We start from the raw sequence: 26,847 nt of genomic DNA on the forward strand, positions 1-26,847 counted from the left end.
CAAGTTCCCATAGCAACGCTTGGTGTGCCGCGTATCGGTCGCCGGCGAGAACTGAAATTCGCGCTCGAAAGCTACTGGTCCGGAAAATCTTCTGCTGCCAACCTTCTGGCGACGGCGAAGGCGCTCCGTGCCGCCAGTTGGAGCGAGCAGCACGACCGGGGCGTGTCGAAAATCCCGTCGAACGATTTCTCACTGTATGACCATGTGCTCGACACCGCAGCAATGGTCGGCGCCGTGCCAACTCGTTACGGCTGGACGAGCGGCGAGGTCCCCCTCGACATCTACTTCGCGATGGCGCGCGGGACGCAAGGCGATACCGCGGGTTGCGGACATGCCAGTCACGGGCATGCCGTTCAGGGACAGCGCGTAACCGCGATGGAAATGACCAAATGGTTCGACACGAACTACCACTACATCGTGCCGGAGTTGGGCGACGATCAGACATTCGCCCTCTCGTCGACGAAACCAGTCGATCACTTTCTGGAGGCAAAAGAGCTCGGCATCCATACACGCCCGGTCCTCCTTGGACCGGTCACCTTCCTCAAGCTGGCGAAGTCTCCCGACCAAGGTTTCAATACCATGGCGCTGCTACCGCGCCTGCTGCCCGTCTACGAGCAACTCCTGCGAAATTTGGAGCTCTCTGGGGCCGACTGGGTTCAGATTGATGAGCCGGCGCTTGTGCTCGACCTTAACCCGAACGAACGAGCTGCCTTCGAATTCACCTACGGCCAGCTGTCGAAAGCCGCGCCCAAGTTGAAAATCATGCTGGCTACCTATTTCGGTCCGCTGGGAGACAATCTCGAGACCGCGCTTTCGCTGCGCCTGGCGGGCCTACATCTCGACCTTGTGCGCGCTCCCGAGCAGTTGGAGACGGTTGGTCGGCTCGCACCGAAGGATCTGGTGCTCTCACTTGGCTTGATCGACGGCCGCAACGTCTGGCGCGCGAACCTGACTGCCATTCTCGACCGTATCAAGCCGGTCATTGCCGGCTGGCCGCTGGACCGCGTCGAAATTGCGCCTTCCTGCTCGATGCTTCATGTGCCGATGGACCTGCGGATGGAGACCGCGCTCGATGTGGACGTCAGATCATGGCTGGCATTCGCCGCCCAGAAGACTGAAGAGCTGCTCGTGCTGGCCCAAGCCTTGTCCGAAGGCAGGGATACTGTAGCGGGCGCGCTCAAGGCTTCTGAAGAGGCCGCCGCCGCGCGCGCCATGTCTGCAAAGGTCCATGATCCGCTCGTCCATGGGCGAGTTGTCGGCATTGACGGCGACATGAAGCAACGAAAGAGCGCATTTGCCAAGCGCTCCAGAGTCCAGGCTGACACGCTCGGCCTGCCGCCATTCCCCACGACGACCATCGGGTCCTTCCCGCAGACGGCCGAGGTGCGCAGGGCGCGCTCCGCTCATGCGAAGGGCCGGCTGAGCTATATCGACTACCAGGCCTTCCTGAAGAAGGAGACCGAAGCGGTGGTCCGTTGGCAGGAGGAGATCGGGCTGGACGTGCTGGTACACGGCGAGTTCGAACGAAACGACATGGTGCAGCATTTCGGCGAGCAGCTGTCCGGCCTCGCCTTCACCCAGCATGGCTGGGTGCAAAGTTACGGCTCCCGGCTGGTGCGCCCTCCCATCATCTTCGGCGACGTATCGCGGCCCAATCCGATGACGGTTCTCTGGTGGCAATTTGCCCAGTCTCTGACGAATAAGCCGGTGAAGGGCATGCTCACAGGGCCAGTGACGATTCTGAACTGGTCTTTTGTTCGCGACGACGTACCCCGCGCCGAGACCTGCCGCCAGATCGCGCTCGCGATCCGCGATGAAGTGACGGACCTCGAAAGAGCTGGCGCAAAGGTGATCCAGATCGATGAGGCCGCATTTCGCGAAGGCTTGCCGCTGCGGAAGGCCGACTGGAAACATTATCTCGGCTGGGCTGTCGAATGCTTCCGGCTCGCTTCGACGGGTGTGGAGGACGCGACCCAAATTCACACCCACATGTGCTATTCGGAGTTCAATGAGATCATCGACTCGATCGCTGAACTGGACGCGGACGTCATTTCGATCGAGACGTCGCGCTCTAAAATGGAACTGCTAGACGCCTTCACGAAGTCCAAATATCCGAACGAAATCGGTCCTGGCGTCTACGACATTCACTCACCACGTGTCCCGGAGATCGGCGAGATTTTGCATCTCGCCCAACTTGCCCGCGAGCGACTGTCGGACAGCCAATTGTGGGTGAATCCGGACTGTGGCCTCAAAACAAGGAAATGGGAGGAGGTCCGCCCTGCCCTCGTGAACATGGTCGCTGCAGCATTCGCCCTGCGGGAGAAAGCGCAGGCGCAGGCCGCTGGGCCACTGTGACCGGCAAACATGTGACCAGCGGGCTCCGCGGATGAGTTCAAAGCAGAAGGGACGGCATCGAAAAGCCGCCCAATGATTGGTAGAGGCCCCACCCTTGTCGTCCAGCCGAAGGCCCGCTGGACGGCTGAGCGGCGGAGCAGGATCTCGGAAGCCGCTTCTGGTCCGAGGACGGATGATTTCAACCAGGAACTGGAGTAAGGCGGCTTTGCCCGTGAGCTTCAGCCTCTCACAGCGCCAGCGGTCAACAGACACTTCACCGAGGGGCGAACGATGCCGCCTGTGCACCGACACATCAAGATATCGGCGGCCAGACCGACCATCGAGAGCATCGTGTCGAGTGATTGCGTCGCATGTGGCGGACATCGACGAAATAGCCATGCCGCCCAGCTGCAAGCTGCGACCATTCCTCATCGCTTGAATTGAAACTTCGCTGCATCTGGCGTGGCGCTTGCTCCGCTTCCGCTGAGGTTCGCTGGACTGGGTTTTCAAGCGCACGGATCGCTGTGGAATGTTGCTTCGACACAAAGGAAGGCGTCAACATTACGATCGGTCCAAGGATCTCAGGTGTTCTCCGAGCCTACCTTTTCGTTGCGCAGGCTACCGGAGCAGGGCGAGGAGCGAAATCAACCAAGCGTAAGGAGCACCCGATGTCGAACATGATGAAGGCGCTGGTGAAGGCCAAGGCTGAACCGGGCATCTGGATGGAAGAGGTGCCGGTGCCGGAGATCGGCCCAAACGATGTGCTGATCAAGGTCAGGAAAACCGCGATCTGCGGCACCGACGTCCATATCTACAATTGGGACCAGTGGGCGCAGAATACGGTGCCGGTGCCGATGGTCACCGGCCATGAGTTCGTCGGCACGGTCGCCGATTTCGGCGCCGCTGTCACCGAATACAAAGTCGGCCAGCGCGTGTCGGGCGAGGGTCACATCGTCTGCGGTCATTGTCGCAACTGCCGCGCGGGCCGGGGACATCTGTGCCGCAACACGCTCGGCGTCGGCGTCAACCGCCCCGGCGCTTTTGGCGAGTATCTGGCAATCCCGCAGCACAATGTCGTGCCGATCCCCGACGATGTGCCGGACGAGATCGCCGCGATCTTCGATCCCCTCGGCAACGCGGTCCACACCGCTCTGTCCTTCGATCTGGTCGGCGAGGACGTGCTGGTCACCGGTGCCGGGCCGATCGGCATCATGGGTGCGCTGGTGGCGCAGTGCGTCGGCGCGCGAAAAGTGGTCATCACCGACATCAACCCGGTGCGGCTGGCGCTGGCGAAAAAACTCGGCGTCCAGCATGTGGTCGACGCGTCGAAGGAGAAGCTGCGCGATGTCATGCCGGCGCTCGGCATGACCGAAGGTTTTGACGTCGGTTTGGAGATGTCGGGTGCGGCGCCCGCCTTCCGCGACATGATCGACACCATGAACAATGGCGGCAAGATAGCGATTCTGGGCATTGCGCCCACCGGCTTCGAGATCGACTGGAACAAGGTCATCTTCAAGATGCTGCATCTCAAGGGCATCTATGGCCGCGAGATGTTCGAGACCTGGTATAAGATGATCGCGCTGGTGCAGGGCGCGCTCGATGTGAGCGGCCTGATCAGCCTCCGCATCGGCATCGATGATTTTCAGGTAGGCTTCGATGCGATGCGCAGCGGCAGTTCCGGCAAGGTGGTGATGGACTGGTAGGGCGATTGGCCGGAAGTAGCCTTTCGGCAACGCTGGAGGGACAGCACCCTCTCTGGCCTGCCGGCCATCTTTCCGCGGAGGGAGCATGGCTGGTGCAAGCAATAGCTCCTCCGCAATGTGCGCCGCTCAATCGCCCGCGACGCATCGTGGGCGATCAGAGGACGCTGCGCTTGTGGCAATTCGCCCAGATCGGTCAAGGAATGCTCACAGGCCTGACGCGATCGGCTGTTTTCCAAACGCCTATGATCGAGGCCGAGGTGTTGTGGGCCTTTCAGTCGGCAAGATGGGGTATGTTTTCTCCGACAGCTTCCCGGTCAGCGAATGAAGAAAGGCAACCAGCTGATCGATTTCCTTTTGCGTTAGTTCTTCGCCAAGCTGGGTGGTGCCCATGATTGCGACGGCCTCTCTCAGGTCCCAGACCTTGCCGGAATGAAAATATGGCGCGGTGATTGCTACGTTGCGCAGCGAAGGCACGCGAAAAACATAGGAATCCTCTGGTACATTGGTGACGGCGAATCGTCCCTTGTCGTTCTCCGGCAGAACGTCGGCGGTGGGCTTCTCCACGAGGCCGAATGGATAATAGCCTTCCCCACCAAGATTGACCCCGGAATGGCAGGACGAGCAGCCCTTTTCCATAAAAAGGCCCAGGCCCTGTTTCTCTTCGGGACCGATGGCGGTGTCATCGCCATTGAGGTAGGCGTCGAAGGGGGCCGGCGTGACCAGTGTCACCTCGTAGGCTGCGAGTGCATTGGCTACGTTATCGAGGGTGATGGGATCGGCCTCCTCCGGGAAAGCTGAATGGAACCACTCCACATATTGCGGCATCGATTTGAACGTCTCGACCACTCGAGGCGACGTGTTGGCCATTTCGCCACCGGCTTGTATCGGCCCTTTGGCCTGAGCTTTCAGGTCTTCGGCGCGACCGTCCCAAAACTGTGATTTGTTGAAGACAGAGTTAAACACCGTCGGCGCGTTGCGCTGCCCCTTTTGCCAACCGTGGCCAATCGAAGTTTCACGATTGTCGTCGCCCCCGGTGGCCAGGTTATGGCACGAATTGCAGGAGAAAACGCCTGAGGATGAGAGGCGTGGATCGAAGAACAGTGCCTTGCCGAGGGCAATCTTCTCCGGCGTGCTCGGGTTGGTGACTGCCGGTATGGAGGGCAGGGGCTTGAAGATGGCCAGTGCCGTTTCTCTCAGGTCTGGCAGAATGGACTACGCAGCAAAAGCTGTGGCTGCCACAAGCGCAACAGCCACCGCAGGGGATAGGATTTTCATAGATGGAGTCCTTACGATGTGCACGCAAACCATTCTCCACATGCGGCTCGCGAACGCCCTGCGCTAGATCAGCAGATGAAGGGAACCGTACCTGCCGAGCAAGCCAATCGAGCGGCGGAGCAGTGACTGCGGTTCATCGCCCGACGGCGGACTCCAACGGTGGGGCGCGCGCAATCGCTGTTTGTTCGGTGAGGGTTTGGTCGGTTCCGTGGCCTGTCGCCGCATGCTGCCGCTGCGCCAACCTGTTTCATAGGCGCCTTCTGCCCACCGAGTGCACGGCTCATGGTTTACAAGGTTTCTGCGTCTTGCCTCTGCAATTCAGACGGACGAGATCGGGACTGAACGGCGGATAACGGCGCAGTTAGCGATTACCGCGCAGATCAGTGTCACGACAGCGTGAAGTGGACTATGACCTCAATGCTGGACGAGCAACGAACAATCCTGTCGCGAGATTTGTTGCTTTCATCGGAAATCATCACTAGAAGCGACGCTCCGCAGACCAATCCACTGGAGAGTTTCATGCCAGAAGAAGACCTCGAAAACACCAACAATCTCATCGACCTTACCGCGGATGTTGTCTCAGCCTATGTTTCCAACAATCCCGTACCGGTGGGGGAGCTGTCTGCTCTGATCGGCCATGTGCACGAAGCTTTGAAACGCACGGCGGCCGGTCGCGTCTCGGCACAAGAGCCGACGGTATTGACGCCGGCCGTCCCGATCAGAAAATCGGTGACGCCGGACTACATTGTCTCCCTTGAGGACGGCAAGAAATTCAAGTCCCTAAAGCGTCATCTGTCGACCCATTACGGGCTGAGTCCTGACGAATATCGCGCCAAATGGGGTCTGCCGGCGGACTATCCCATGGTCGCGCCGAACTATGCGGCTGCACGCTCTGCCCTGGCCAAGACGATGGGACTCGGCCGCAAGCCGAAAGAGCCCGAAGTCTCGGCGCCCGAAAAGCGGTCTAGAAAGAAGGTACTAGCGTGACTTCCTCCATCCAGACCCGTTGTGGGGCTGGCGGCTCGATCGGCATGATGTGAGCGAAACACTCGAAAAGGCGGGATCAAGTCCCGCCTTTTCCTTGCACGGTGTGATTGCACACCGCGAAGCGGAATGGAACTGACATAGCGCAGAGACACAGGGAACCGCAGCGGTAAAAGGACCAACTTTTCAGCTTGGGACGGAACCGTTGCAGACCTCTACCCTGAAAGAATGTCGCGAGGCTCTCCTGCCTTGGTACACCATCTATCCGACTGTGCCGGAGTTCACCGCCAGCGTGGGGGTCGTAAGCTATGAGGAATGGCTAAGAGGTCTGCCGGCTGACGATCCGGTGTCGCTCTATCTTCACATTCCGTTCTGTCGATCGATTTGCTGGTATTGCGGCTTTCCGACCACGATTGCCCGCAATCAGGGTCCGATCCTCGATTATCTAGCCGTTCTGCGCGACGAGATCCGTTTGGTCTCGGATCAAGTGCAGCAGGGCCTCGTCATCAACGACGTGCATTTCGGCGGTGGAACCCCGACCCTGATCGGGGCAGCGGAGTTCTTGGCCATGATCGAACTCCTGCGCCGCCGCTTCGCGTTCAGGGAGTCCGCTACGATCGCCGTCGAAATTGACCCGCGCACGTTCACGGCCGAGATCGCCGAAGCATTGGGAGCAGCCAATGTGAGCCGCGCGAGTCTCGGGGTGCAGAGCTTTGATCCGATTGTTCAAAAAGCGATCAACCGGGTCCAGAGCGAGGCGCAGACGGCCGCTGCCGTCGAAGAGCTGCGCCGGCATGGAGTAAGCGGCATCAACGTCGATCTCATTTTCGGTCTTCCGAACCAGACGGTAGAGTCCTGCGTCCAGACTGCGGCGGCGACTGTCGCCATGCGTCCTGACCGGCTTGCTGTGTTCGGCTACGCGCACATCCCATCGGTGATAAGGAATCAGCGCCTGATCGAGAAGACTGCGCTGCCGGACAGCGCCGCCCGCGCCGAACAGGCTGCGGCCGTGGCAGAGACGCTGGTTGCGGCCGGCTACCGAGAGATCGGCCTCGACCATTTCGCCTTGCCGGACGACGAACTTACAATGGCGCAGACCAGCGGTCGGTTACGGCGTAACTCGCTGGGTTACTCGGCCGACACTTGCAAAACCCTGATCGGTTTCGGCGCGTCGGCCATCGGGCGGGTCGGCGAGGGTTACGTCCAGAACGAAGTGACACGTGAGTCCTACAACCGGCACATAGCAGCTGGCCGCCTGGCGACGTCAAAAGGCTACCGGCTCACAGACGAAGACCGCGTGCGAGCCGCAATCATCGAGCGGCTGATGTGCGATTTGCAGGCCGATGTGCCGGCAATTTGTGCGGCCTTTGGATTCGATCCAACTCGCCTCCTCGATTCGGCTGCTGAGCGCCTGGCGAAGCTCGCCGAGGAAGGGATACTTGACATCGAAAAGGGTTTCATCCGGGTGCGGCAGGAGCATCGCTTCGTGGTTCGCGCTGTTGCTGCCGCATTCGATGCTTTTCTCGACCGGGTTGTCCCATAAGCACAGCCAAGCCGCGGGCGGGAGGCCAAAGCGATAAGTTCGTGCAAGCGGTAAAACTGCCGTAGACCCCCGTCACGGCGCCCCCTGCGCGGATTTGAAGTGTTTGATTTCCCGAATGGGCAAGCGTACCGCCTATAAGCGTCACAGTCATACAACGGTGATTGGTTTTGCGAGATGCCCGGCCGGTCGACATCTGTGCCTATGAATACCACCGTTTCGCAGGCAAGAAATTGGGCCGACGAAAGATCGTCGGCGCTATGATCTCGTCCACTTGCCAAGGCACGGATACACCGCATCAAGTTTCGATGCGGCGGTCCCCTGTTCGTCAGTAATGGGTAATGGGGATCAACAGTCTTGGGGTTATGGGCGGAAACTAGCCTAGCCGGCTAATAGCGACGTGGGTAGGATCCGAGAATTCTCAGGCCATCAATCTCGGCCAACGCAGCCAGCGCCGGGTGCGTCAAAACGTGGCCAGCGACGTCGACGACATATTGATGGGCGTCCAGCCGCTCGCATGTCGGACGCTGGTAGACATTGAGAACGGCTAAATTGTCCTTCGAGAACCTGTTCAGGACAAAACTGAGATTTTGCTCTGAAACGCGGAGGTGAAGTGTTGTCCGGTCAAATCCTGAAGGCTCAGGGGTCCTGCGCCCGAGCACCCACCACCGCGTAACGTTATGCAGCCCTTCTTCAATTCCTGTTCGCAATATCTGCAGATTGTACAGCTTGGCACCAAGCGCAGGACCAAATGCCGCTATCCAGGGAGAGTTTTGCTCAGCCACGAAACATGTCGCTCCCCCACGGCTCTCTCGCTCGACGTTGGGCATGTTCTCGTCGAGCCACCCGGCCACCTCCTGCAGGGCCACGGGGTGGCCCACCACCTTTGTGATCATCGAGAAACTCGCGTCCTTGCTGGCCATGAGGCTGTAGCTCAGGACCTTCGGGTACTCGGCGACAATCGTGGGAGACCTCAAGCTCAAGACTTGGTCGAGGTAGGGAGTGGCTCCGACCAGAGAGGTCGTAGCTGGGACGCAGGCAATGTCGACGCAGCCATTCTCATATGCTTCGAACAATCCGTCGCTGAACGGGACGAGTTCAACTCGGTCACCAAAGAGGTCCAGCGAGGCTTGATGGGTCCAGGTCCCCTCAGGGCCAATGTACCCTGCCCTCTTGATTCCGGAGGTGTCGATGGCTGGAGGCTGGCTGAATTGCTCGTTCATTCCCCGGCACACTCGATCGATAATGCGTCAGAGCCCTCATTCATGAAAATCACACGCACGGGGTTCATGACCGAAAATATAGCATTGATCGATGTGAAGCGACCGGACCCACAAGAAGCTCGCAGCTCGATCTCATTTGTCCAGATTCGTTCTGACGCGACGCGGTTGCCGTCGGCCTCTGCTGGTAAGAATCTGCTGCAGAAAATAAGAGGCTGGGGACCCGCCCCTCTTCACTTGCAAACATCTTGTTTCAGTAGAACTTAGCAGCTTCCCGCAATCCGCCGCCCGGTTAGCGGGAGATCCGTGTTCTTGCCCGCTCCTATAGCTGGTCAGTGGCACTTCTGCCCGGCTCTTGCCGGGCAGAAGCAGAAAAAGTCAGCCAGCTTTGCTGAGACTGCCTGCGGAGGACTTGCCGGTACGGCGGTCCTGTTCGACCTCGTAGTTGATCTTCTGGCCCTCATTAAGGGTCGAAAGGCCCGCTCGTTCGACAGCGGAAATGTGGACGAAAACGTCCTGACCTCCGTTGTCAGGCTGGATAAAACCGAATCCCTTGGTGCTGTTGAACCACTTTACCGTTCCAGTCGCCATAGCGTATTCCTTTGTAACCATTCAATGCAGGCAGGCCATAAGCCAGGTCCGCTTCATATCCGAGATTTTAGAGGCAGCAAAAGTGAAAATAGCAAAAGCTCGGTTCAAATCGCAAACCGGCTCGCGCTCCTCGTGACCGCCTGTCGCCCCGAAGCGTCCCGCCCTGGCGCTCCGTTATGGCCTGAACCGCCCAGCCATATAGCGTTCGAGCTTGAGCTTGCGCTTTTCCCAATCCCGCCTCCCCTCCGCGCCCAATTATTTGACCCCTTATGGACTGTGCGACGGTCAGCGTTCGCCCGGGCGGAACTGGTCAAGGTTGCGTAGCCCGGGCGAGCGCGGATCGCGCTTGGCAGCTGGAGGGTGATCAGGGGCGGCTCTTGAAGCGCCAGGACTCGTGTGGAAAGCTGTCAGGCATTGGTGCTGCTGCCTTGCAAGTTTTTGCTGTCGTGAAAGGACAAGTTTTTACTTCACATCCCATGAGGATGATGTTCCCATAGTCTTTTTGCGCGAGGATCCTCACCCGTATGGGGCAAGACCCTGCCTCGCCGAAGGCCGCAGGGGCTTAGCCCACTCTACAACGACGCGATAGAAGCCTTCTTGATGGGGCAGGTCCGGGCCATTGTGCAGGAACCGGGCTCCCACCGAAAACAACTCACACTGGGTAGAAAGGCTCGGAAACGCCGCAAACCAACCCTGCAAAATCGGAAAACGGCAGGAATGCTGGAAATTCGGTGAAAAAAGCCGCGAAGCCGATGGCGCGTCCTTGCGCGGAACCCTCGATTGGCTCGTGTCCACGGGCAGGCAAGCTGAGACTTACCGGTCGATCGCGGACCAGCCGCGCGCTCGCATACTGCGCCACGGCAGTTAGCCCTTTGAATTGCAGCGTTCTCGACATGGCGACGGCTGGCGGCGCGCCGTTCGACGTTATTGTCGTGCATTTCTTTTCCCGCTTTGCCCGCGATCATTTGATCGCTCGGATTATCATGATTAGTGACAGGTATCGGCGAAGCCGCCAACGCGACGCTGCCGCGACTGCGCTTTCCACCGTTGCTCGATCAGTCCCACGGAGATTGTTTCCAGGTTTCATGAACGGCATCCACGAGCGCTGCGGCTAGATCTTTGACATCGGTTTCGCTCATTGGGGTCGAGAGCGCGCCAGAGCAATTCGTCGTCATTAGAAAACTCCGTTCCAGCATTGCAAGGTGCACCTTTGCGAGCGCCGCCTTCTGCAATGCGCTCGGGAACGAGGTCCGGTAGTTTCGGATCACTTCAGTCTTCAGGTGGAGCCGAAAGAGGGAGCTCGCGCCGGTAAGCTGCGCGGGGAGTTCGCGCCTTCTGAGTTGCTCGATGACTTCGCTGCGAAGCGTGTCGCCCATCTGGTTAAGGCGGGCCACGGCATCCTTCGTGTATGATTGCAGTGCCGCCAGCCCAGCTGTCATGCTGAGCGGGTTTGCGCTGAACGTGCCGCCGTGGGGACACGGCTGGCTTGCCCCTGGTGTGATCGAAGACCGCCATGTACGACGCAGGCCCCGCTACGGCTCCAACGGGCAAACCTCCGCCGATGATCTTGCCCAAAGCGACAAGATCCGGCTCAAAGCCGAAGATGTCGTGGGCGCCACGGAAACCGACGCGGTAAGAAACGACCTCGTCAACCACAAGCAGGATGCCGTAGCGGTTACAGCAATCCTGGATGACCTCCCGCAAATCCGCCTCTATCGGAAGCATGCCCACGCGGGAAGCAACTGGATCGAGAAGGATCGCGGCGAGGCGCTCATGGTGTGCACGGATGAGCTCTCTGCACGTCTCGGGCTCGTTGTAAGGAAGGACAAGGACATCCGCGGCAGTGGAGGCGGGAGTTCCTTTGGCATAGAGCACACTGCTAGGCGACGAATCGCCCCAGTTGTCTGGTGTAGAATCAAGGCTCACTTCCACATAATCATAGGCGCCGTGATATGCGCCCTCGAACTTGGCAATCATCGGGCGCCCTGTAATAGCGCGAGCGGCCTTGACGGCGAACATAACAGCCTCGGTGCCGGAGCTCGTAAAGCGGACCTGCTCAAGTTTCGGCGAACGCGTCGTGATTGCTTCCGCAAGTCTGGTCTCGCTTGTGGTCGGAAGCCCGAATGCGGTGCCGTCGTCCAGAACCGTGTGCAGCGCCTCGATCACCGGCGGAAAGGCATGGCCGTGAACGAGCGAGAAGAAGTTGTTTGCGCAGTCGAAGACCTTGCTGCCGTCCGCGTCAGTAATCCAGCAGCCCGCTCCTGCCACAGCATAAGGCGGGTGGGGAGCGAAAAACTGCGCAGCACGCATGCTGCCGCCGGGCGTGATCTTTAGTGCTCGTTGAAACTCCTCGCGAGATTTTGGCCCAACGACCTCTCCCCGGTTGTGGCCTAGCCCTGAAATGCGCTGCATGTCCGAACTCCTTGACTACCTTTGTCGAGATGGCGAGGCGCTACGAAAATTTGCTGCCATTTTTTGCGCTGACAGCGAGTTCTGATGGAGGCTTACACCATCAACACGGATCGAGAATGCTGCCTGCTTTCGTGGCGGAATCGCAGCCCGCCGGCACTCTGGTGCCGCAACGATCACGCAAAAGTTCGGGGTCAGCATGCCGGCATCGCGGACTAGTTTCTGGCAATGATCTTGTCGAGCGCTAGCCATGTCCGAGCGGCCCGGTCCGGTGTACGGGATGCCCGCCGGGTAGGCGGGAAGGTGGGTGAGACCGCTTCTCGCCCTGACTACCGTACGCATGTTGAAGGCGATCCCCGAGGACCCCGGCTTGCGGAGGGGCGGCATAAACCACACGAGCGAAGCGAGCAGATCTTTATCGCCGTTGCACCGCGGCATCTGGTGGCCGCCTCTCGCAGTACCGCGCCGTCACGCTTTTGACCTCGCCGCGGTGGTCGGCCTCCAAGGCGCGGCTATCCGAACCGATTGATCATTCCGGTGTAATCATGGATTTATACGACGACTACGCGCATCAGCTACTCCCTGAGATGCGCACCGTCACGTTCCGCGCGCAGTTGGATGATCGAGAGGAACAACTCGTCTGGCCCCCCGGACGTAACTGCCACCATGCAATTGACGTACCACCGAGGAGTGCGATCAAAGGACGAAAACCACGCATTCATGACACTCGGGCGGGATGCCGGCGCGTCAGTTGTGTCGGGTTTCGAACCTAAGACGTCTTCATTCGGACACGGCCGGACACAAGAACAGTGAAGTCGTCTCCTCGACTCAAAAGTTAGAGGCCCGAGCTCGAGGCAACAAGAAACATGCGATCGGCGCCCATGCTATCTACAAATTGGATCCCTCCAACTCGCTTGCAGCCCCGCTCGTCGGAGCGGAGCTCGAGAAGCTCGGCATCGACAACATTCAGCGCCCCACAGCCTGATTCATCCGGTGATGCTCGATCAAGTCAGGGCAACGGCGGAGCTGCTTCCGGCCGAGCCCGCCATTACGATTCGCGTTCCTTCTGCCTTTTCTCGGGGATTTAATGCGGTTCGGTGAGAAAGGCCGGCGGAGCTGTTTCTCGCGGGCGTGCGAAGCACCTGCCGATTCAGTCGACCGATCCGCCGTGGGCGACATGCTTGCCGCCGATATCGGCGAGTATCAGATTGGCAATTTCCTTGTCGCGCATCAGGTCGAAGAGGGCGTCGTCGGCTTGCCAGCAAGCGGCCATATCGACATTCAGGTGATTGCCAAGCGCCTCGATGACGGCGCTGCCGGCTTCGACCGTCTCGGCCATGACAAGGCTGAGAACGCGCAGGACATCGTCGTCGCAAAGTGCCAGCAAACGGGCGAAGACGGCGGCAAGCGCAAAGGCGTCGCCATTGCCGCCGGCTATCGCACCCTCCTCGTCGGCCTGCCCAAGCAGCGCAAGCACCGCGCGCCGTTTTTCGGCGAATACAGCTTCGGCCCTGGACGCGGCAAGGCTTGCCGCCACCGCTTCATTGGCGGTGCGCTGCGGCTCGACACGCACCTGCCACAGGCCCGAGCCTGTGATGGCATGCGCCACCATCAGGCGCAGCGCGACACAAGGATGGTCGAGCATGGCGGTACGCACGGCACCGTGGCGGTGCAGATCGACATAGTTCTGCATCGGCCCGGTGAGCTCCGGCCGCGACGGCTTGGCGGGGATTTCGTCGAGCGCGCCGGCTTCGCCTTGCGCACGGGCGCGGCGGGCCTCCTTGCGCGACAGCCAGCCCTCATGGCACTCGACCGCGCCGCGATGCGAGACTGAGATGAAGACCTTGCCGCCCTTCTTCCTCGGCGTCTTTTCGTAGTCCCATGACTGGAAATGCTGCCCCGGTTCCAGCACGGCCACCTCGGGCCAGCCGGCTTCCAGATAGGCATCGCGTCTGGCGGCGATCGCCTCGTTCTGCTTTTGCCAGAACAGGTCGGCATCGGCGAAATAGCTGTCCTCGCCGAACAGATCGGAGATGATCAGGCCGGGATAATCCTCGGCGGCAAACAGCGCCACCTTGGTGGAAATCGACTGACCGCCGAACAGCCATTGCTTCAACTGGAGGCCGCGCGGCGCGTATTGCTCGGGATCGGCATAAAGCGCCAGCCAATCCTTCTGCTGCGCCTTGGAGGCCATGGTCAGATGGCGCGCCGTCTCGGCGTCGATGTCCTCGCGCCGATAGGCTTCGCGGATCTTGGGCAGAAGATCGCCGAGCGCCAGAATGCGTTTGACCAGAAGCTCGGTGATGCCGAAAGTGGCGGCGATGTCGGCAACGCCGCGGCCCTCCTTGATCAGCCGCGAAAACGTCTCCCACTGCGACACCTCGTCGGGATCGAGCCGGGCGAAGTTTTCGATCAGCGAGGCCTCGAGCGCGTCGGCGTCGTCGCCCTCTTCCATGATGGCGCAGGGCAAGGCATCGCCCTCGCCTCGCTCGTCGGCGAGCGATTTCGCGGCGAAATAGCGGCGCCGGCCGGCGACGATCTCGAAGCTTTCCGGCGTGCCGTTGGGCCGCACCAGAAGCGGCACCAGGACGCCGCGCGCGCGAACGGACGGCAGGATGTCCGACACGTCGGGCGCGCGTTTGGAATGGCGCATGTTGAGCGCGGAAATGTTGAGCTTATCAAGCGGAATGTGGGCAAGTTGCATGGTTTGTCTCCTTCGTTGAGGGGTGGGATTGCCCCGCCGCAGAGGCTGCAAGCCGGCGCGGCGGGACGGTTTTCGCGCCTAGCGGCGCGTCTGTTCCGCCGTGTCGGGCGGAAGCTTGGAATGGGCGTTGCCAAGGGCTTCTGCTGCCTGTCGCAGCAACCGCTCGTCTTCGGTGATGTGGCAGGACAGCCGAGCGGCTTCGGCATAGACAGAGAGCGGAAAGCGCGCCTTGAAGCAGAGGTCGCGCTCGATGCCGAGGCCAAGCCGGCCCTTGACGCTTGCAAGCTCGGCAAGGCTGACGCTGCCGAGTTCGGGGAAGCCGAAGCCGAGGTCGCAAAGCCCGAACATTGTGTCGCCGTCGGCGTCGAGTTCGGTGAGAAGCCAGGTTGCTGGCCCGGTCGGATCGAACAGTTTTACCACCGGGACATGGTCGGTTTCGGTGTCGGTTGCGCCATTGGCGAGCAGCCGGGCGCAAAGGTCGTCGGTGATCAGGATCATGGGAAAACTCCTCTCAAAACAGGTTCACTTGATTTCTGGCGTTCGGCGGGAGAAAGATTCACTGGATCTTTCTCTGATCCGCCTCACCATCGAGCAGCCCGATATCGAGCGGCTTTTGCGCCGCGCGCGGGCGCATCGGCCAAGAGGGCAAGGCGGTCGCGTGGTGACCCGCCGGACGCCGGGAATGAGCGTCTGCTCGCCTTGCGGCGTCGGTTCGGTCCGCAGGGTGTCGGGATCGCGCGCGCTCATGCCGCGATCTCGTCTTGCTGGGCGCCTTCGGCCTCGGCGTTGAAGCCAAGAAGAAAATCGGCGGCTTTGGAGGCAAGGCTTGCGGCGCGGAAGATGGCGCGGTTGTCCTCGCGCAGCACCTTCAGCCATGCGCCGATATAGTCGGCATGGCGCACGGTCGGCTCGATGCCGAGGGTCGAGCAGACAAAGGCAGCAGTGATTTCGGCAACCAATTCCTCGCGCGCATAGGTCTTGGAACCGAAGGCGCCGGAGAGGTCGCGCGCCAGCCGCGCCGGGTGGCCGGTCCAGTGGCCATTATGCCGATATCGGCATAAGACCCATTATGCCGTAAGCTGGATTATGCCGCATAGCCGAGGTTGGCGACTAATGTGCCGGCTTTTTGGCCGTGCGGCAGTCCGGCATAATCGAGCTACCGGCAAACCACGAGTTACGATGGGAACTGGACGTCCCACTTTGCTAGCATGGTCATTCTGTTCGGGAGAAGACAGCAATGTCGGATGACACTGAGCTGCGTGTAGGCAGCGGTTGCTTCAGCTTCTGGGACATCGGGGCAGGAGCGACTGGAAAAGTACGCGTATTCTATCATGTTCCGGAGCGGGTAAATCCGGCTTCCCGCATGATGATCGCGCTGCATGGCCTTGACCGGAAGGCATCTGAATTTCGCGATGCGTTTGTGGAAACCGCCGAACAACTCGGCAAGGTCGTCGTTGTCCCGGAATTCGATCTGGAGAATTTCCCGACCATCTATTCCTACAACTTTGGAAACGTGATCGACACTCTACCGGGTCTGCCGTTGAGGGACAGAGGGGCTTGGAGCTTCAGCCTTGTCGATCGATTGTTTGCCGCGCTTAAGGGGACCAATCGATATCAGCATCATCAGTTCGACATGTACGGCAATTCTGCCGGCTCGCAGTTCGTCTTACGCTATGTTGCACTCACCGAAGGCTCGTTGGTTCATACGGCAATATCGTCGAACAGCGGAATTTATATGCTCCCTAGGCTAGATCTGGCCTATCCCGCCGGCTTGGGCGGAATCGGCATTACCGAAAGCAATCTGCGTCGATACCTGTCCCGGCCGCTTCACATTCTCCTAGGGGAGAATGACGTCGACACGACCGCTGCCGACCTTCCGCGCGGCCACGAGGCCGCCGCTCAGGGTCCACACCGTCTGGCGCGCGGCCTCTGGCACCATGATCACTGCAAATCACTCGCAACGACGCTCGGGATTGATCTCGGATGGACAGTCGAAATCGTGCCGAAAGCAGGGCACATCAGCCAGACCATCTTCGATCGGGCTTTGATGATCTCGGGGTGAAGCCTGAGTTCGGTCGGAACGTGCTCCAGGACTGGTCAAAAGCTGAGCCTTGGGCGTGAAGATTGTCGCTCCAACAACATGGAGCACAGGAAATGGAAATATCCGATCAGACCACCTGCCTCGATCCCTTCTTCGCGTCGTTCGAGGAAACTCTTTCGTCGAGAAACTACAAACCCGACACCTTGGCGAACTATCGCTACCTACTTCGGCGCTTCGGTCGCTTGCTCGAAACCGAGGGCATTACGCCGTCGGCGTTGACGCCCGACCTTGCTGTCGAACTGGGCCGGCGGTTGCCCGTCACGCCGAAAAGCCAGATCAAGGTTCCTAGTCTTGCCAGGCTGTTCGTCGCGCATCTTATTGAGATCGGCGTGGCGACACGACCACCGCTGAGCCCTGCGCAAGCCGAGCGCGCTGAACTGCTGGCCAATTTTGAAACCTACCTTTTACGGCAACGTGGCCTCAGCCCACGATCAATCGATCATGTTCGGCGGTTTGCATCCCGCTTTCTCGGTCACCGCTTTGGTGATCACATGCTCGATCTGGCAGCGCTGAATGTCCGAGATGTTGTTGCGTTCATGGAGCATGTCCTCACGCGGCACACGACCCCATACCGGGACAAGACGTTAGCCACGCATCTGCGCAGCTTCTTCCAGTACTTGTTCGCGCAGGGTCTCACGTCCACAAACCTGTCCTTATGCGTACCTCGTGTGCGCACGCCTTGGGGAGCAAGGCTTCCACGATATTTGTCGCCGAAAGAAGTAGAGGCCGTTTTGGCGTCGGTGCGCGCAAATCCACGGCATGGTGCCCGCGACTATGCAATGCTGCTGCTGATGGCCCGCCTTGGCCTGCGTGCGGTCGAGGTCACGGCGATCCAGCTCGACGATATCGACTGGCGTTCAGGCGTATTGCTGATACGCGGAAAGGGGCAGCTTCACGACCGGCTGCCGATTCCGCCAGACGTCGGCGAAGCGATCAGCAGATATTTACGGGAGGATCGAACCTCAACGACCACGCGCACGCTGTTCGTGACGCATCGGGCGCCAAATCGTCCATTCAAGGACAGCCAGGTGATCAACGACATACTGAAGGAGGCTTTCACCGCGACGGGCGTCAAGCCGCCGACACCCTATGTGGGATCGCATGTTCTGCGCCACAGTCTGGCGACGACCATGGTTCGCGCCGGCGCTTCACTGGAAGAGATCGGCGATCTGCTACGACATCGATCGCGCGCGACGACGATGATCTACGCGAAGCTCGACACGGATGGCTTGCGCTCTATCGCCCAACCTTGGCCTGTCGCGGAGGTGGCACGATGAGCTTCCTTGCCGAAATTGACCGCTACCTGACTGTCAGAAGACGGCTCGGTGCCAATCTGAGTACCGATGAACGGATACTACGGCGCTTCGCCACCTTCGCCGACCGCGATGACGCGGAATGCGTCAACACCAGCCTGATCATGCGTTGGCTTGAGAGCTTGCCATCCGCCAGTCCCGGAACACGGGCAACGCGCTTCAGGGTGGCCCGCCAGTTTGCGGAATGGCTGCATGGCATTGACCCCAGGCATGAGGCGCCGCCCCGGGGATTGGTGCCTGGCCGCCTTCAACGTGTGCATCCATATATCTACAGTGAAGCCGAAATCGTTGCGATCATCGAGCATGCGCGGACGCTGCCGTCCGTCTACGGCATACGTGGTCTGACTTGCTCGACGCTCTTCGGCCTGATCGCAGTGACCGGACTTCGGATCAGCGAAGCTCTCGGTCTCGATCCTGCCGATCTCGATGTTGAATCCGGCGTGCTCCATGTCCGGCAGGGCAAGCTCGGGAAGGAGCGGCTACTGGCGCTGGACCGGAGCGTTGTGCAGCGGCTGGAAAGTTACGGTAGCGAGCGGGATAGGCTGCTCGGGCGCAGGCCCGAGGCATTCTTCGTGACCTGCGAGGGACATCGTCTTGGCGATTGCGGTGCACGCTACAACTTCGCGCATGTATGCCAACAGATTGGGTTGCGCGAACCGCAGCTTCATCTTCGGCACGGCCGTGGACCGCGCATCCACGATCTTCGCCACACCTTCGCGGTGCGTACCATGCTGAACTGGTATCGGTCGGGCAACGACGTCGGTCGCGAGATGATCAAACTCACGACATGGCTCGGCCACGCGAGTCCAGCTCATACCTATTGGTATCTGGAAGCAGTCCCGGAACTGCTGGAGCTGGCCTCTGCCCGAATGACTGGCGTAGCGGCGGAGGTGGAAACCCGATGAAGGCGACCAACTTCCCTGCGCTGATCCAGCGCTTCTTCACCGACCGGCTCTCTACGCAGATGGAGGCGAGCCGCCACACCATCGCTGGCTACCGGGACACATTCCGGCTGCTGATCCAGTATGCAAGTTCAAGGTGTGGAAAGCCGCCCACGAAGCTGACGATCGAAGATCTCGATGCCGATCTTGTCGCCGACTTCCTGAGCCATGTGGAAACGGCGCGCGGCAACACGGCACGCACCCGCAATACGCGCCTTGCCGCGATCCGATCATTCTTCCGTTACGTTGCTTTGACCGACCCGGGTTGGCTTCTTCATTGCCAGCGTATTCTGTCGATGCCCAACAAACGGTACGTGAAGCGGAGCGTGACGTTCCTTGACGCTGAGGAGATAGCGGCGCTGCTGGTGGCGCCGGATCGAACGACGTGGGTGGGGCGACGTGATCATGTCCTGCTGGTGCTGGCACTTCAGACCGGGCTGCGGGCCTCCGAACTGATCAACCTGCGCTGCAAGGATGTGATGCTTGGCACGGGTGCTCATATCCGCTGCATCGGTAAGGGACGAAAAGAACGCAGCACACCGCTTCGTCGCGATACGGCCAAACTGATCCAGGTCTGGATAGGCAAACGCCATGACATCGACGGGCCATTATTCCCGTCGATCCGGGGCGAGCGGCTCAGCCGTGATGCTTTGGAGCATCTGGTGCGAAAGCATTGCCTGACAGCATCACGAGTTTGCCCGAGTCTCGCAGGCAAGCGCGTCACGCCGCATACGCTGCGGCACAGTATGGCGATGGAATTGCTGCATCATGGCGTCGACCAATCCGTGATTGCGCTATGGCTTGGACACGAATCCGTGGAAACAACCCAAATCTATATCCACGCCGACATGCGGCTAAAGGAAAAGGCGCTCTCTCAGGTCGCCAGCCCAGAAACGCTTCCCGGACGGTATCGCCCCAGCGACGAACTGCTCGCCTTCCTCGAAGCGCTCTGATTATGCCGAACTGCCGCACGGCCAAAAAGCCGGCACATTAGCCGCCAAACTCTGCCATGCGGCATAATCCAGCTTACGGCATAATGGCCAAGCTCGTGGAAGCAGGTGCGGTAATAGTCGATCTGCTGAAAGAATGCCGGCTGCGGCGGCACCTGAATGGTGTCACTGCCCGGCAAGTAGAAAGCGCGATCGCCGCCGATGCGGAAATCCGCGCCGCTTCCTCGAATAAGCGCCTCGGCCTGCGGGACGATCTCGCGTTCGGGCAGCGGTTCGGCGTTGCGGTAAAGGTGCTCGGGCAGGCCGTCGCACTGCGCGACGTTGAAGACGGTGAAGCGCTTCAAATACGGTACCGCCTGCGGCTCGTCGCCGTCTGTCTTGGCGCGCTCCTTCTCGTTTTTGGGGACAAAGCGGTCGGCATGCACGATTGTGGTGCCGCGCTCGCCCTTCCTGACATTGCCGCCAAGGGCAAGCGCCTGCCGGAAGGTCAGCCAGTTCTGGCCGGAATAGCTGCGCTCGATGACGGCGCCCCACAGGATGAGGATGTTGATGCCGGAATAGCGGCGCCCGGTGGCCGCGTTGCTGGGCAGGCCGAGGTCGGCCTTTGCGCTGCCCCATGGCTTGACCCATGGCACGGTGCCGCGCTCCAGTTCGGCAATGATGCGGTCCGTGATTTCCTGATAAAGGCTGGCGCCCGAGCGCCCGCCCCTGCCCGCGCCAGCCTCTCGGCTGCCGGAACGGTTGTGTTTTGCACGCATCGTCTGGTCCTCCGCTCTTCAATCCCGCGCCTTTCCCCGGAAGCGGGGTGGGCGGCGAGACGCGACCGGAAAGGCCCGCCGTCGGAGGCGGACCGCATCCGAAGGACCGGAACGAAGAGGAGGACCCGAAGCGAAGCGAAGGGTTGCGGGATGCCGCGGCGGGCCTAGAAGGGAGTGCCGCCCACCCCGCGCCGCCGGGAAAGGCCAACGAACAAACCGCGCCGGCCGACAGGCCGGCGCCCGTCAGCAGCCGAAGGCTGCCCGCGCCAGGGGGCGAAGCCGGATGGCCGAGACCGCCTGAGCCTGGCGAAGAAAAAGCGGGCTCGGTTCACGAGCACCCGGCACGCGCCGTCAGGCGCGCGGGCGCCATCAAGTGCCGGCAGATTGCCGCTTGTCGCGGACGCCTGGATGCCATGCCTTGCGCTGCGGTTTTATCAGCTCGCAGGGCTCATCGCCCGGTGCCCCCGCCAGGCGTGCCTCTGTGCCAACCGCTGATGCTCCACCTGAAATCTGCATAGCTGTTCGTCTCTATGGACGCATGCCGGCACTCGGCACGCCGCCTGGCGAGCGAACTTTCGAGGGCTTGATCCATCCACTGGCGAAGTGTTGGCAGAGCTACCCGACATGGGCGCTGAGACGAGCACGGCGATCGACGAGGCTTATACGGCCCAGGCTGGATGGGCGGCGTTGACCGCCCGGGATCGCAGGGACATGCTCTGGCGCTGGCATCAATTGATCATCGACCACGCCGCCGACCTCGCTGCCATCCTCACAGCTGAGATGGGCAAGCCGCTTGCCGAAGCCAAGTCGGAGGTCTCGCATGCGGCGGCATATCTGCAATGGTATGCCAAAGAGGCCAACCGCATCTATGGCGAGACGATCTCCCCGCCCTCGACCGACCGGGCATGCTGGTGATCAAGCAGCCAGCCGGCGTTGTTGGCACGATCACGCTATGGAATTTCCCGGCTTCAATGGTGGCGCGCAAGATCTCACCGGCACTGGCGGCGGCTGCACCGTGATATTGAAACCTGCCGAACAGACGCCGCTTGTTGCAGGCGCAATGTGCGCGGCCGGCTTTCCCGAAGGCGTCGTCAACCTGATCCATGCTTGCAAAGGCGATGCCGTCGGCCGCACGCTGATCAACCGATGAACTTGATCCACAGGCGCTTGAACCATGCGACGATGGCCTTGAGCCCTTTCGGCTGGGCGCCGCGCTTGAGAAGGCGTCATAGGCACGGCCGGCTTCGATCTGCTCGCGAGACATCTTGCCGGCCCAATGGATCGATGATGACTGCCTGCAGGAACTGCGCTGGATGTATGACCGGCGCGACCTTTCCGAAATGCGGCGCGACCTCGCCCAATGGCTGGCCAAGTGGGAGACGCGCTGCCCCAAGCTGTGCCAGTGGGCGGAGGACAACGTCGAGGAGACGCTCACCTTCAACCGGCTGCCACGCCAGCATCACAACAGCCTGAAGAGCGCCAACAGCCTGGAGCGGCTCAAACAGGAGATCAAGCGGCGCACCCATGTGGTGCGCATCTTTCCCAGCGCCGAGAACTGCCTGCGGCTCGTCCGCGCGCTCGCCGTCGAAACACACGAAAACTGCTGGAGGCGATTCGCTATCTCAACAGGGAGCACCTGGCCGAGCAAGGAGATGCCGCGCAAGCTGGAGGAGCCCAAGGCCTCCTGACGGCGGCGGGCGGGCTGGGCGCTTGCGTTACTTGAAGACGCCGCGCCTGACCCGCCAACACCGGCGACCGTGATCGCAAATTTGCAGAAGACTCTCGACAGAACTCCCAAACTGCATCAAAAATCGTCAGAGCTAGATTATGGAAGCCGATTGAGATGGAGGAGCAGGGGTTACAAGCATAGTTCTCCCAGACTTTTCGATATCGAAGGGCTTACCTGCGTACCGTTTAGCCATCGATTCCGATCGTTTTAGCTTCATCTCACGACGGGAATAGGCGCAGAGAGGTCTGATCCTGGTGCCGAAATTACTGCCGGTACCACCGAAGTGAAGGAGTCGAACTGCTTTGTCTAGCGCCAAATTGCTGACGGAACGTCCGGCGCCCATAGTTGCTGCCTGCCTCGATTCTTGGGGCGGTCTGGAAGACGCAATCCACCATCTCACTCCAAAGGGCAGTGGAATCTGGAACAATGTCGCTTTTGTACGCAAGACGTCCTTCACGCCGGATTGGCATATAATCTTTAACTCTCCTTCTGTTTTTGGACTTCCTGTTGATATCGAGGCGAGCCCGAACAGGACCATTTTTGCAATCGGCGAACCGCCGACGAAAGCTCATCGCGCCCTCCATCTTGGGCAGGGGGAAAATACCATCGTTCTGACGTCTGACGCAGAGCTGGTAGCTCGGCAGAATGCAGGGCGTCGATTCGTCTTGTCTCCACCTATCACTCGGTCTTGGTCTGTAAGAAAGACGTATGACCAACTTCTGGTCAGCGAAGTCGTTGACAAGCCGCGTCGGCTCTCATGGATTACCAGCAACATCGCCATGCTTAAAGGACATCGATATCGGCTGGCGTTTTTGGAACGGCTGAGAGGGGAGCTCGAGTTCGACCTGTTCGGCCGAGGCTTTCACCTGATTGGAGATAAATGGGACGCACTTGCACCTTACCGCTACAGTATAGCTTTCGAGAATACTAGAGCTGATTACTATTTTACAGAGAAGCTTATGGACTGCTTCGTTGCTGAAACAATGCCGATCTATTACGGTAGCCCGGCAATCACGAGGTTCTTTCCCCCGGACTCAATGGTTCTGATTGATCCAGAGGACAAGAATGTAATTCAAAAGATCCGAGAAATCATCGAATCGGACCTCTGGAAGGAACGTCGCGATGCAATACGAGAGGCGAAGCGGTTGGTACTTGAGAAGTACAATATATTTGCTTATCTCGCGGGCTTCATCGAAAGCGTTCAGGATAAGCCTTTGCCGCCTAAAGTTATGCACATCGGTACGCCTGCAGTCGATTTTGGGGTAGACGAATGAACTCCAAAGTTCATTCGCTTTGCGCGCCCGGCGGTTGGTAGTCTGGCAGGGTCTGTACGGAACACGCGGCGGAGAATACCTCGAGCATCTTTTGATGAACACAGAGTCGGTTTGGGAATCACGCGATAGATCCTGTCTGATTCACTGTCCCGGTGATTTACGAGGATGTGATGATGACGAGGAGCCTAAGGGCGGTCCTTCGTGGGCGCGGGATTGCGGCCATTGAAGTCGGGGGTTTCGACGCGCGAGGCGACGCGTCGCTTCCGGATCGGTATTTCGACGGCCGGGAGTTGGTATCGCCGCTATCGCGAGACCGGCCAGATGGGAGCGCGCAAGCAGGGCCAGCCGTGGCGTTCGAAGCTCGATGCGCCCCTTCATTCTTGGCCTCATCGAGGACGCGCCGGACATCACGCTTGCTGAGATCGGGGAGCGCCTTGCCGCCGAGCGCGGCGTGCGGGCAGCGTCGTCCACGGTCCGGCTGTACCTCGACCGGCGCGGCATCACGTTTCAAAAGAAGACGGCGCACGCCGCCGAACAGCAGCGCCCCAATGTTCTGCGCCGCCGCAGAACCTGGTTCGATGGGCAGCTCGATCTCGACCCCGAGAGGCTGATTTTCATCAATGAGACCGCAGCATCCACAAAGATGGCGCGGTTGCGTGGCCGCAGCCTGCTCGGCGAACGATTGTCGGGCGGCCGTTCCTCAGGGCCATGGGAAGACCACCACATTCACGGCCGGCCTGCGGCTGGGCGGCTTGGCGACGCCAATGCTGCTCGATGGCCCTATGAATGGTTCTGCCTTCCTCGCCTATGCGCAGCAGGTCCGCGCACCCGAGCTTCGCCCCGGCGACATCGTGGTCATGGACAACCTGCCCGCCCACAAGATCAGCGGCGTGCGCGAGGTGATCGAGAAGGTTGGCGCGGCTCCTGTTCCTGCCGCCATACTCGCCCGACTTCAACCCGATCGAGATGGCTTTCTCGAAGCTCAAGGCTCTCCTGCGAAAGGCTGCAACCCGAACCATCGACGAACTCTGGTCGGTCGTGGCCAACTGCCTTGCAGCCTTCACAGCCGAGGAATGCAGGCATTATTTCGAGGCAGCCGGCTACGTCGAATCTGCTCTAGCTGCTCTAGCTGCGCAAGAGGGCCGAGACGGGCGCACGACATCGTACGCCACCCGGCTGCTGCTGATCAGGCGAACTGGGGAAGGCCGGGAACGGAATTGAGGACCTCGTCCACGAGTTCGTCTCCGGCATGTTCCTTGGCGAAGGCGATCATCTCGTTAGCAAGGCCGGCGATATTTCCCAGGCTGAGACCCTCGTTCATCAATTGCTGGCCGAAACCCACCACGCCGCCTCCGGCGAGGACGCTGCCGCCCTCTGCGTCCTCACCATCATGCTTCGCCACTAATTCCGAAGCTCCGGGAATGGCCTCGATCATGCGCGCAGCGGCACCGTCGGCTGCCTCGCGTTGCAGGAAACCCAGCATCATGCCAACGGCCTTGTCTGCGAGAGCCGGGTCGACGCCGACATTGGTGGCGATGCGTGATACGAATTCTTCCAAGGCAGGGCACCTTTCGTTTTATTGAGGTCAGAATGATTAGCTATGTTTGTCCCGCTCAAATGGTTGAGCGCAGCGCCAGTCTACGGCTCCGCAGTCTTACACAAAAACCTCTCAGGTATTGGTCCACCCTCTTGGCCACTTCCATGGACTTCACGTCTACAAGGCGCTGAAAAGGCACCGCAGCAATGATGGTGGTTACAAGTACAATGACGACAGTGCTACTAGCCGCAATGGCATGCCCCCATTGGATAGTCCAGAGATAGACAAAGCACCCGAGGGAACAAAGGATAGGGAAATGAAGAAGGTAGACCGAGAACGACAATCGACCCAGGAGTGGGAAAAAGTATGACGAGAAGGCTCGCTGAAGCGATGGAAGCGCGAGAACGCTAGCGACAAGGAAGGTTGCACCGACGCAGTGCATTGCGTCCTTCAGGGGATTAAAGTCGATTGGGGAGAGTTTGATGATCGGCTCATACAAGATGTCGTTTGAGAAGCCGCCAAGATAGATGGCAGCAAGAAAGATTGCGATCTTGGCTTTGTGAGACCATTTCGCTGGAGAAACGCGAGTCAGGAGGACGCCGACCCCGAACGACAAGGCGAAGGGCAGGTAAGCTATATGGACCGCAAAAGAGAGAGCCGCGGCAAAAACTGTGACGAGGGCGAAGGTGAACCACCTCGTAGCGAAGGCGAACGTGAAGGCTAAGTATGAACCGACGAGCTCAATGGACATCGTCCAGAGTGGTGAATTGAGTTTGTTCTTACCGAGAAATAAGGACTCATATAGGGCCTCCTTGGCGATGTTCGCGGCCGTAATTGAGCTAGGGTAATACCAGGTCAGCCAGATCGAGCCCGTGAGTGGAGCAACTTCAAGATTTCTCATCAGCCCCATGGCAAAAATGGCACCGGCAAAAACGATTGAAGCCGCGATTGGAATGCCGAGGCGGGGTATCCGTCGGATTGCTCTGGATACAAGCACCGACGCATTTCCAGTGTCAGCAAAAGACTTGGTAAGGACGAAGCCGCTTAGAACGAAGAATACACAAACCGCAAAGCTTCCGTTGATAAGCATGCTGAGTGGGGGGAGAGTTAGAAGCTGAGCAGGCCATCCGATTTCTGGCCACGCTGCTTGCGCCAACGGGTACATGGTTTTGAATATCCCTGGCTCGACAGCGAAGAGGGCGTGAGACAAGAGGACGCCAACTGCAGCCAGCCCCCTCAACCCCTCTAAAGCAATAAAACGTTCAGATCCGGCCTGCCCCGCCGCCATTGCGTTCATGGATACTCTGCCCCTTATGATGCGCCGGTTTCGACTTGGTTCTTCCTACAAAGTCCACGCTCGTGAACGTGAGCTGGAAAGCACGGGACATTGGCTTTCCTGCGCTATGCAGCATCATGACGGATGGGTGAACTTGATTGTTTGGATATAATGCATCCATGGGATGGATATGGGGCCATGCCCACCG

19 protein-coding genes and 4 pseudogenes are annotated in these 26,847 nt (G+C 59.9%); 12 read left to right on the forward strand and 11 right to left on the reverse strand.

Annotation, left to right across the window (positions count from 1 at the left end; genetic code table 11):
- Window positions 1-9: 9 nt before the first annotated feature.
- Both metE and tdh read left to right on the forward strand, forming a co-directional pair.
- A complete protein-coding gene (metE, locus tag AC0L14_RS27415; RefSeq protein ID WP_473751418.1) occupies window positions 10-2,355 on the forward strand; it encodes a 5-methyltetrahydropteroyltriglutamate--homocysteine S-methyltransferase in 2,346 nt (781 codons plus the stop codon).
- 647 nt (window positions 2,356-3,002) lie between these two features.
- The gene (gene tdh, locus AC0L14_RS27420; protein ID WP_473751377.1) at window positions 3,003-4,037 is read left to right on the forward strand and encodes an L-threonine 3-dehydrogenase; all 1,035 of its coding nucleotides are present in this window, start codon (window positions 3,003-3,005) and stop codon (window positions 4,035-4,037) included.
- A 240-nt stretch (window positions 4,038-4,277) separates the two neighbouring features.
- On the opposite strand, the gene AC0L14_RS27425 is transcribed toward tdh, so the two are convergent.
- Window positions 4,278-5,246 carry a cytochrome-c peroxidase gene (locus AC0L14_RS27425; RefSeq protein WP_473751419.1) on the reverse strand — a complete coding sequence of 323 codons (969 nt, stop codon included), beginning with the start codon at window positions 5,244-5,246 and terminating at the stop codon, window positions 4,278-4,280.
- Window positions 5,247-5,831: 585 nt separating this feature from the next.
- On the opposite strand from AC0L14_RS27425, the gene AC0L14_RS27430 reads away from it, so the two are divergent.
- Both AC0L14_RS27430 and hemN read left to right on the forward strand, forming a co-directional pair.
- Window positions 5,832-6,299 carry a Ros/MucR family transcriptional regulator gene (locus tag AC0L14_RS27430; protein ID WP_473751420.1) on the forward strand — a complete coding sequence of 156 codons (468 nt, stop codon included), beginning with the start codon at window positions 5,832-5,834 and terminating at the stop codon, window positions 6,297-6,299.
- Window positions 6,300-6,501: 202 nt separating this feature from the next.
- Window positions 6,502-7,839 carry an oxygen-independent coproporphyrinogen III oxidase gene (hemN, locus tag AC0L14_RS27435; RefSeq protein ID WP_473529151.1) on the forward strand — a complete coding sequence of 446 codons (1,338 nt, stop codon included), beginning with the start codon at window positions 6,502-6,504 and terminating at the stop codon, window positions 7,837-7,839.
- A gap of 386 nt (window positions 7,840-8,225) precedes the next feature.
- Here the strand turns inward: hemN and AC0L14_RS27440 are convergent, their stop codons facing one another.
- From AC0L14_RS27440 to AC0L14_RS27470, 7 genes and pseudogenes are all read right to left on the reverse strand, one after another.
- Window positions 8,226-9,059, reverse strand: a complete 834-nt coding sequence (locus AC0L14_RS27440) for a prephenate dehydratase (RefSeq protein ID WP_473751378.1) — start codon at window positions 9,057-9,059, stop codon at window positions 8,226-8,228.
- A gap of 375 nt (window positions 9,060-9,434) precedes the next feature.
- Window positions 9,435-9,647: a cold-shock protein gene (locus tag AC0L14_RS27445; RefSeq protein ID WP_008874821.1), complete on the reverse strand. Its 213-nt coding sequence runs from the start codon at window positions 9,645-9,647 to the stop codon at window positions 9,435-9,437.
- A 1,055-nt stretch (window positions 9,648-10,702) separates the two neighbouring features.
- Window positions 10,703-11,041, reverse strand: a complete 339-nt coding sequence (locus AC0L14_RS27450) for a hypothetical protein (RefSeq protein WP_473751379.1) — start codon at window positions 11,039-11,041, stop codon at window positions 10,703-10,705.
- Window positions 11,028-12,059: an aspartate aminotransferase family protein gene (locus AC0L14_RS27455; protein ID WP_473751380.1), complete on the reverse strand. Its 1,032-nt coding sequence runs from the start codon at window positions 12,057-12,059 to the stop codon at window positions 11,028-11,030. Before AC0L14_RS27455 ends, AC0L14_RS27450 begins: the two co-directional genes overlap by 14 nt.
- A gap of 1,147 nt (window positions 12,060-13,206) precedes the next feature.
- A complete protein-coding gene (locus tag AC0L14_RS27460; protein WP_473751381.1) occupies window positions 13,207-14,760 on the reverse strand; it encodes a ParB/RepB/Spo0J family partition protein in 1,554 nt (517 codons plus the stop codon).
- A 78-nt stretch (window positions 14,761-14,838) separates the two neighbouring features.
- On the reverse strand, window positions 14,839-15,258 hold the full coding sequence (locus AC0L14_RS27465) for a DUF2958 domain-containing protein (RefSeq protein ID WP_473751382.1): 420 nt from the start codon (window positions 15,256-15,258) through the stop codon (window positions 14,839-14,841).
- A 245-nt stretch (window positions 15,259-15,503) separates the two neighbouring features.
- Window positions 15,504-15,800, reverse strand: a pseudogene (locus AC0L14_RS27470) (zincin-like metallopeptidase domain-containing protein); the annotation flags it as partial.
- Window positions 15,801-15,997: 197 nt separating this feature from the next.
- On the opposite strand from AC0L14_RS27470, the gene AC0L14_RS27475 reads away from it, so the two are divergent.
- From AC0L14_RS27475 to AC0L14_RS27490, 4 genes are all read left to right on the forward strand, one after another.
- Window positions 15,998-16,822, forward strand: a complete 825-nt coding sequence (locus tag AC0L14_RS27475) for a hypothetical protein (protein ID WP_473751383.1) — start codon at window positions 15,998-16,000, stop codon at window positions 16,820-16,822.
- 92 nt (window positions 16,823-16,914) lie between these two features.
- Entirely contained in the window at window positions 16,915-18,138 is a 1,224-nt protein-coding gene (locus AC0L14_RS27480) for a tyrosine-type recombinase/integrase (RefSeq protein ID WP_473751384.1), read from the forward strand.
- Window positions 18,135-19,079 (forward strand): tyrosine-type recombinase/integrase, encoded by a 945-nt coding sequence (locus tag AC0L14_RS27485; protein ID WP_473751385.1) that lies wholly within the window; start codon window positions 18,135-18,137, stop codon window positions 19,077-19,079. The genes AC0L14_RS27480 and AC0L14_RS27485 overlap by 4 nt, the downstream gene beginning before the upstream one ends.
- Window positions 19,076-20,068: a tyrosine-type recombinase/integrase gene (locus AC0L14_RS27490; RefSeq protein WP_473751386.1), complete on the forward strand. Its 993-nt coding sequence runs from the start codon at window positions 19,076-19,078 to the stop codon at window positions 20,066-20,068. The genes AC0L14_RS27485 and AC0L14_RS27490 overlap by 4 nt, the downstream gene beginning before the upstream one ends.
- Here the strand turns inward: AC0L14_RS27490 and AC0L14_RS27495 are convergent.
- Window positions 19,990-20,823: an ArdC family protein gene (locus tag AC0L14_RS27495; protein ID WP_473751387.1), complete on the reverse strand. Its 834-nt coding sequence runs from the start codon at window positions 20,821-20,823 to the stop codon at window positions 19,990-19,992. The two genes, AC0L14_RS27490 and AC0L14_RS27495, sit on opposite strands and share 79 nt — an antisense overlap.
- A 510-nt stretch (window positions 20,824-21,333) precedes the next feature.
- Here AC0L14_RS27495 and AC0L14_RS27500 point away from each other — a divergent pair.
- The 4 genes and pseudogenes from AC0L14_RS27500 to AC0L14_RS27515 all read left to right on the forward strand — a co-directional run.
- A pseudogene (locus AC0L14_RS27500) lies at window positions 21,334-21,961 on the forward strand (aldehyde dehydrogenase family protein); the annotation flags it as partial.
- Between the two features lie 148 nt (window positions 21,962-22,109).
- Window positions 22,110-22,546, forward strand: a pseudogene (locus AC0L14_RS27505) (transposase); the annotation flags it as partial.
- A gap of 308 nt (window positions 22,547-22,854) precedes the next feature.
- On the forward strand, window positions 22,855-23,826 hold the full coding sequence (locus tag AC0L14_RS27510) for a glycosyltransferase family 10 domain-containing protein (protein ID WP_473751388.1): 972 nt from the start codon (window positions 22,855-22,857) through the stop codon (window positions 23,824-23,826).
- A gap of 201 nt (window positions 23,827-24,027) precedes the next feature.
- Window positions 24,028-24,930: pseudogene (locus AC0L14_RS27515) on the forward strand (IS630 family transposase); the annotation flags it as partial.
- A gap of 82 nt (window positions 24,931-25,012) precedes the next feature.
- On the opposite strand, the gene AC0L14_RS27520 reads toward AC0L14_RS27515, so the two are convergent.
- Together AC0L14_RS27520 and AC0L14_RS27525 are read right to left on the reverse strand one after the other, a co-directional pair.
- Complete coding sequence (locus AC0L14_RS27520; RefSeq protein ID WP_044549118.1) at window positions 25,013-25,384, reverse strand: hypothetical protein; 372 nt, start codon at window positions 25,382-25,384, stop codon at window positions 25,013-25,015.
- Window positions 25,385-25,439: 55 nt separating this feature from the next.
- The gene (locus tag AC0L14_RS27525; protein ID WP_473751389.1) at window positions 25,440-26,660 is read right to left on the reverse strand and encodes an acyltransferase family protein; all 1,221 of its coding nucleotides are present in this window, start codon (window positions 26,658-26,660) and stop codon (window positions 25,440-25,442) included.
- Window positions 26,661-26,847: the final 187 nt, after the last annotated feature.

Source organism: Mesorhizobium sp. WSM4841 (genome assembly GCF_055811515.1).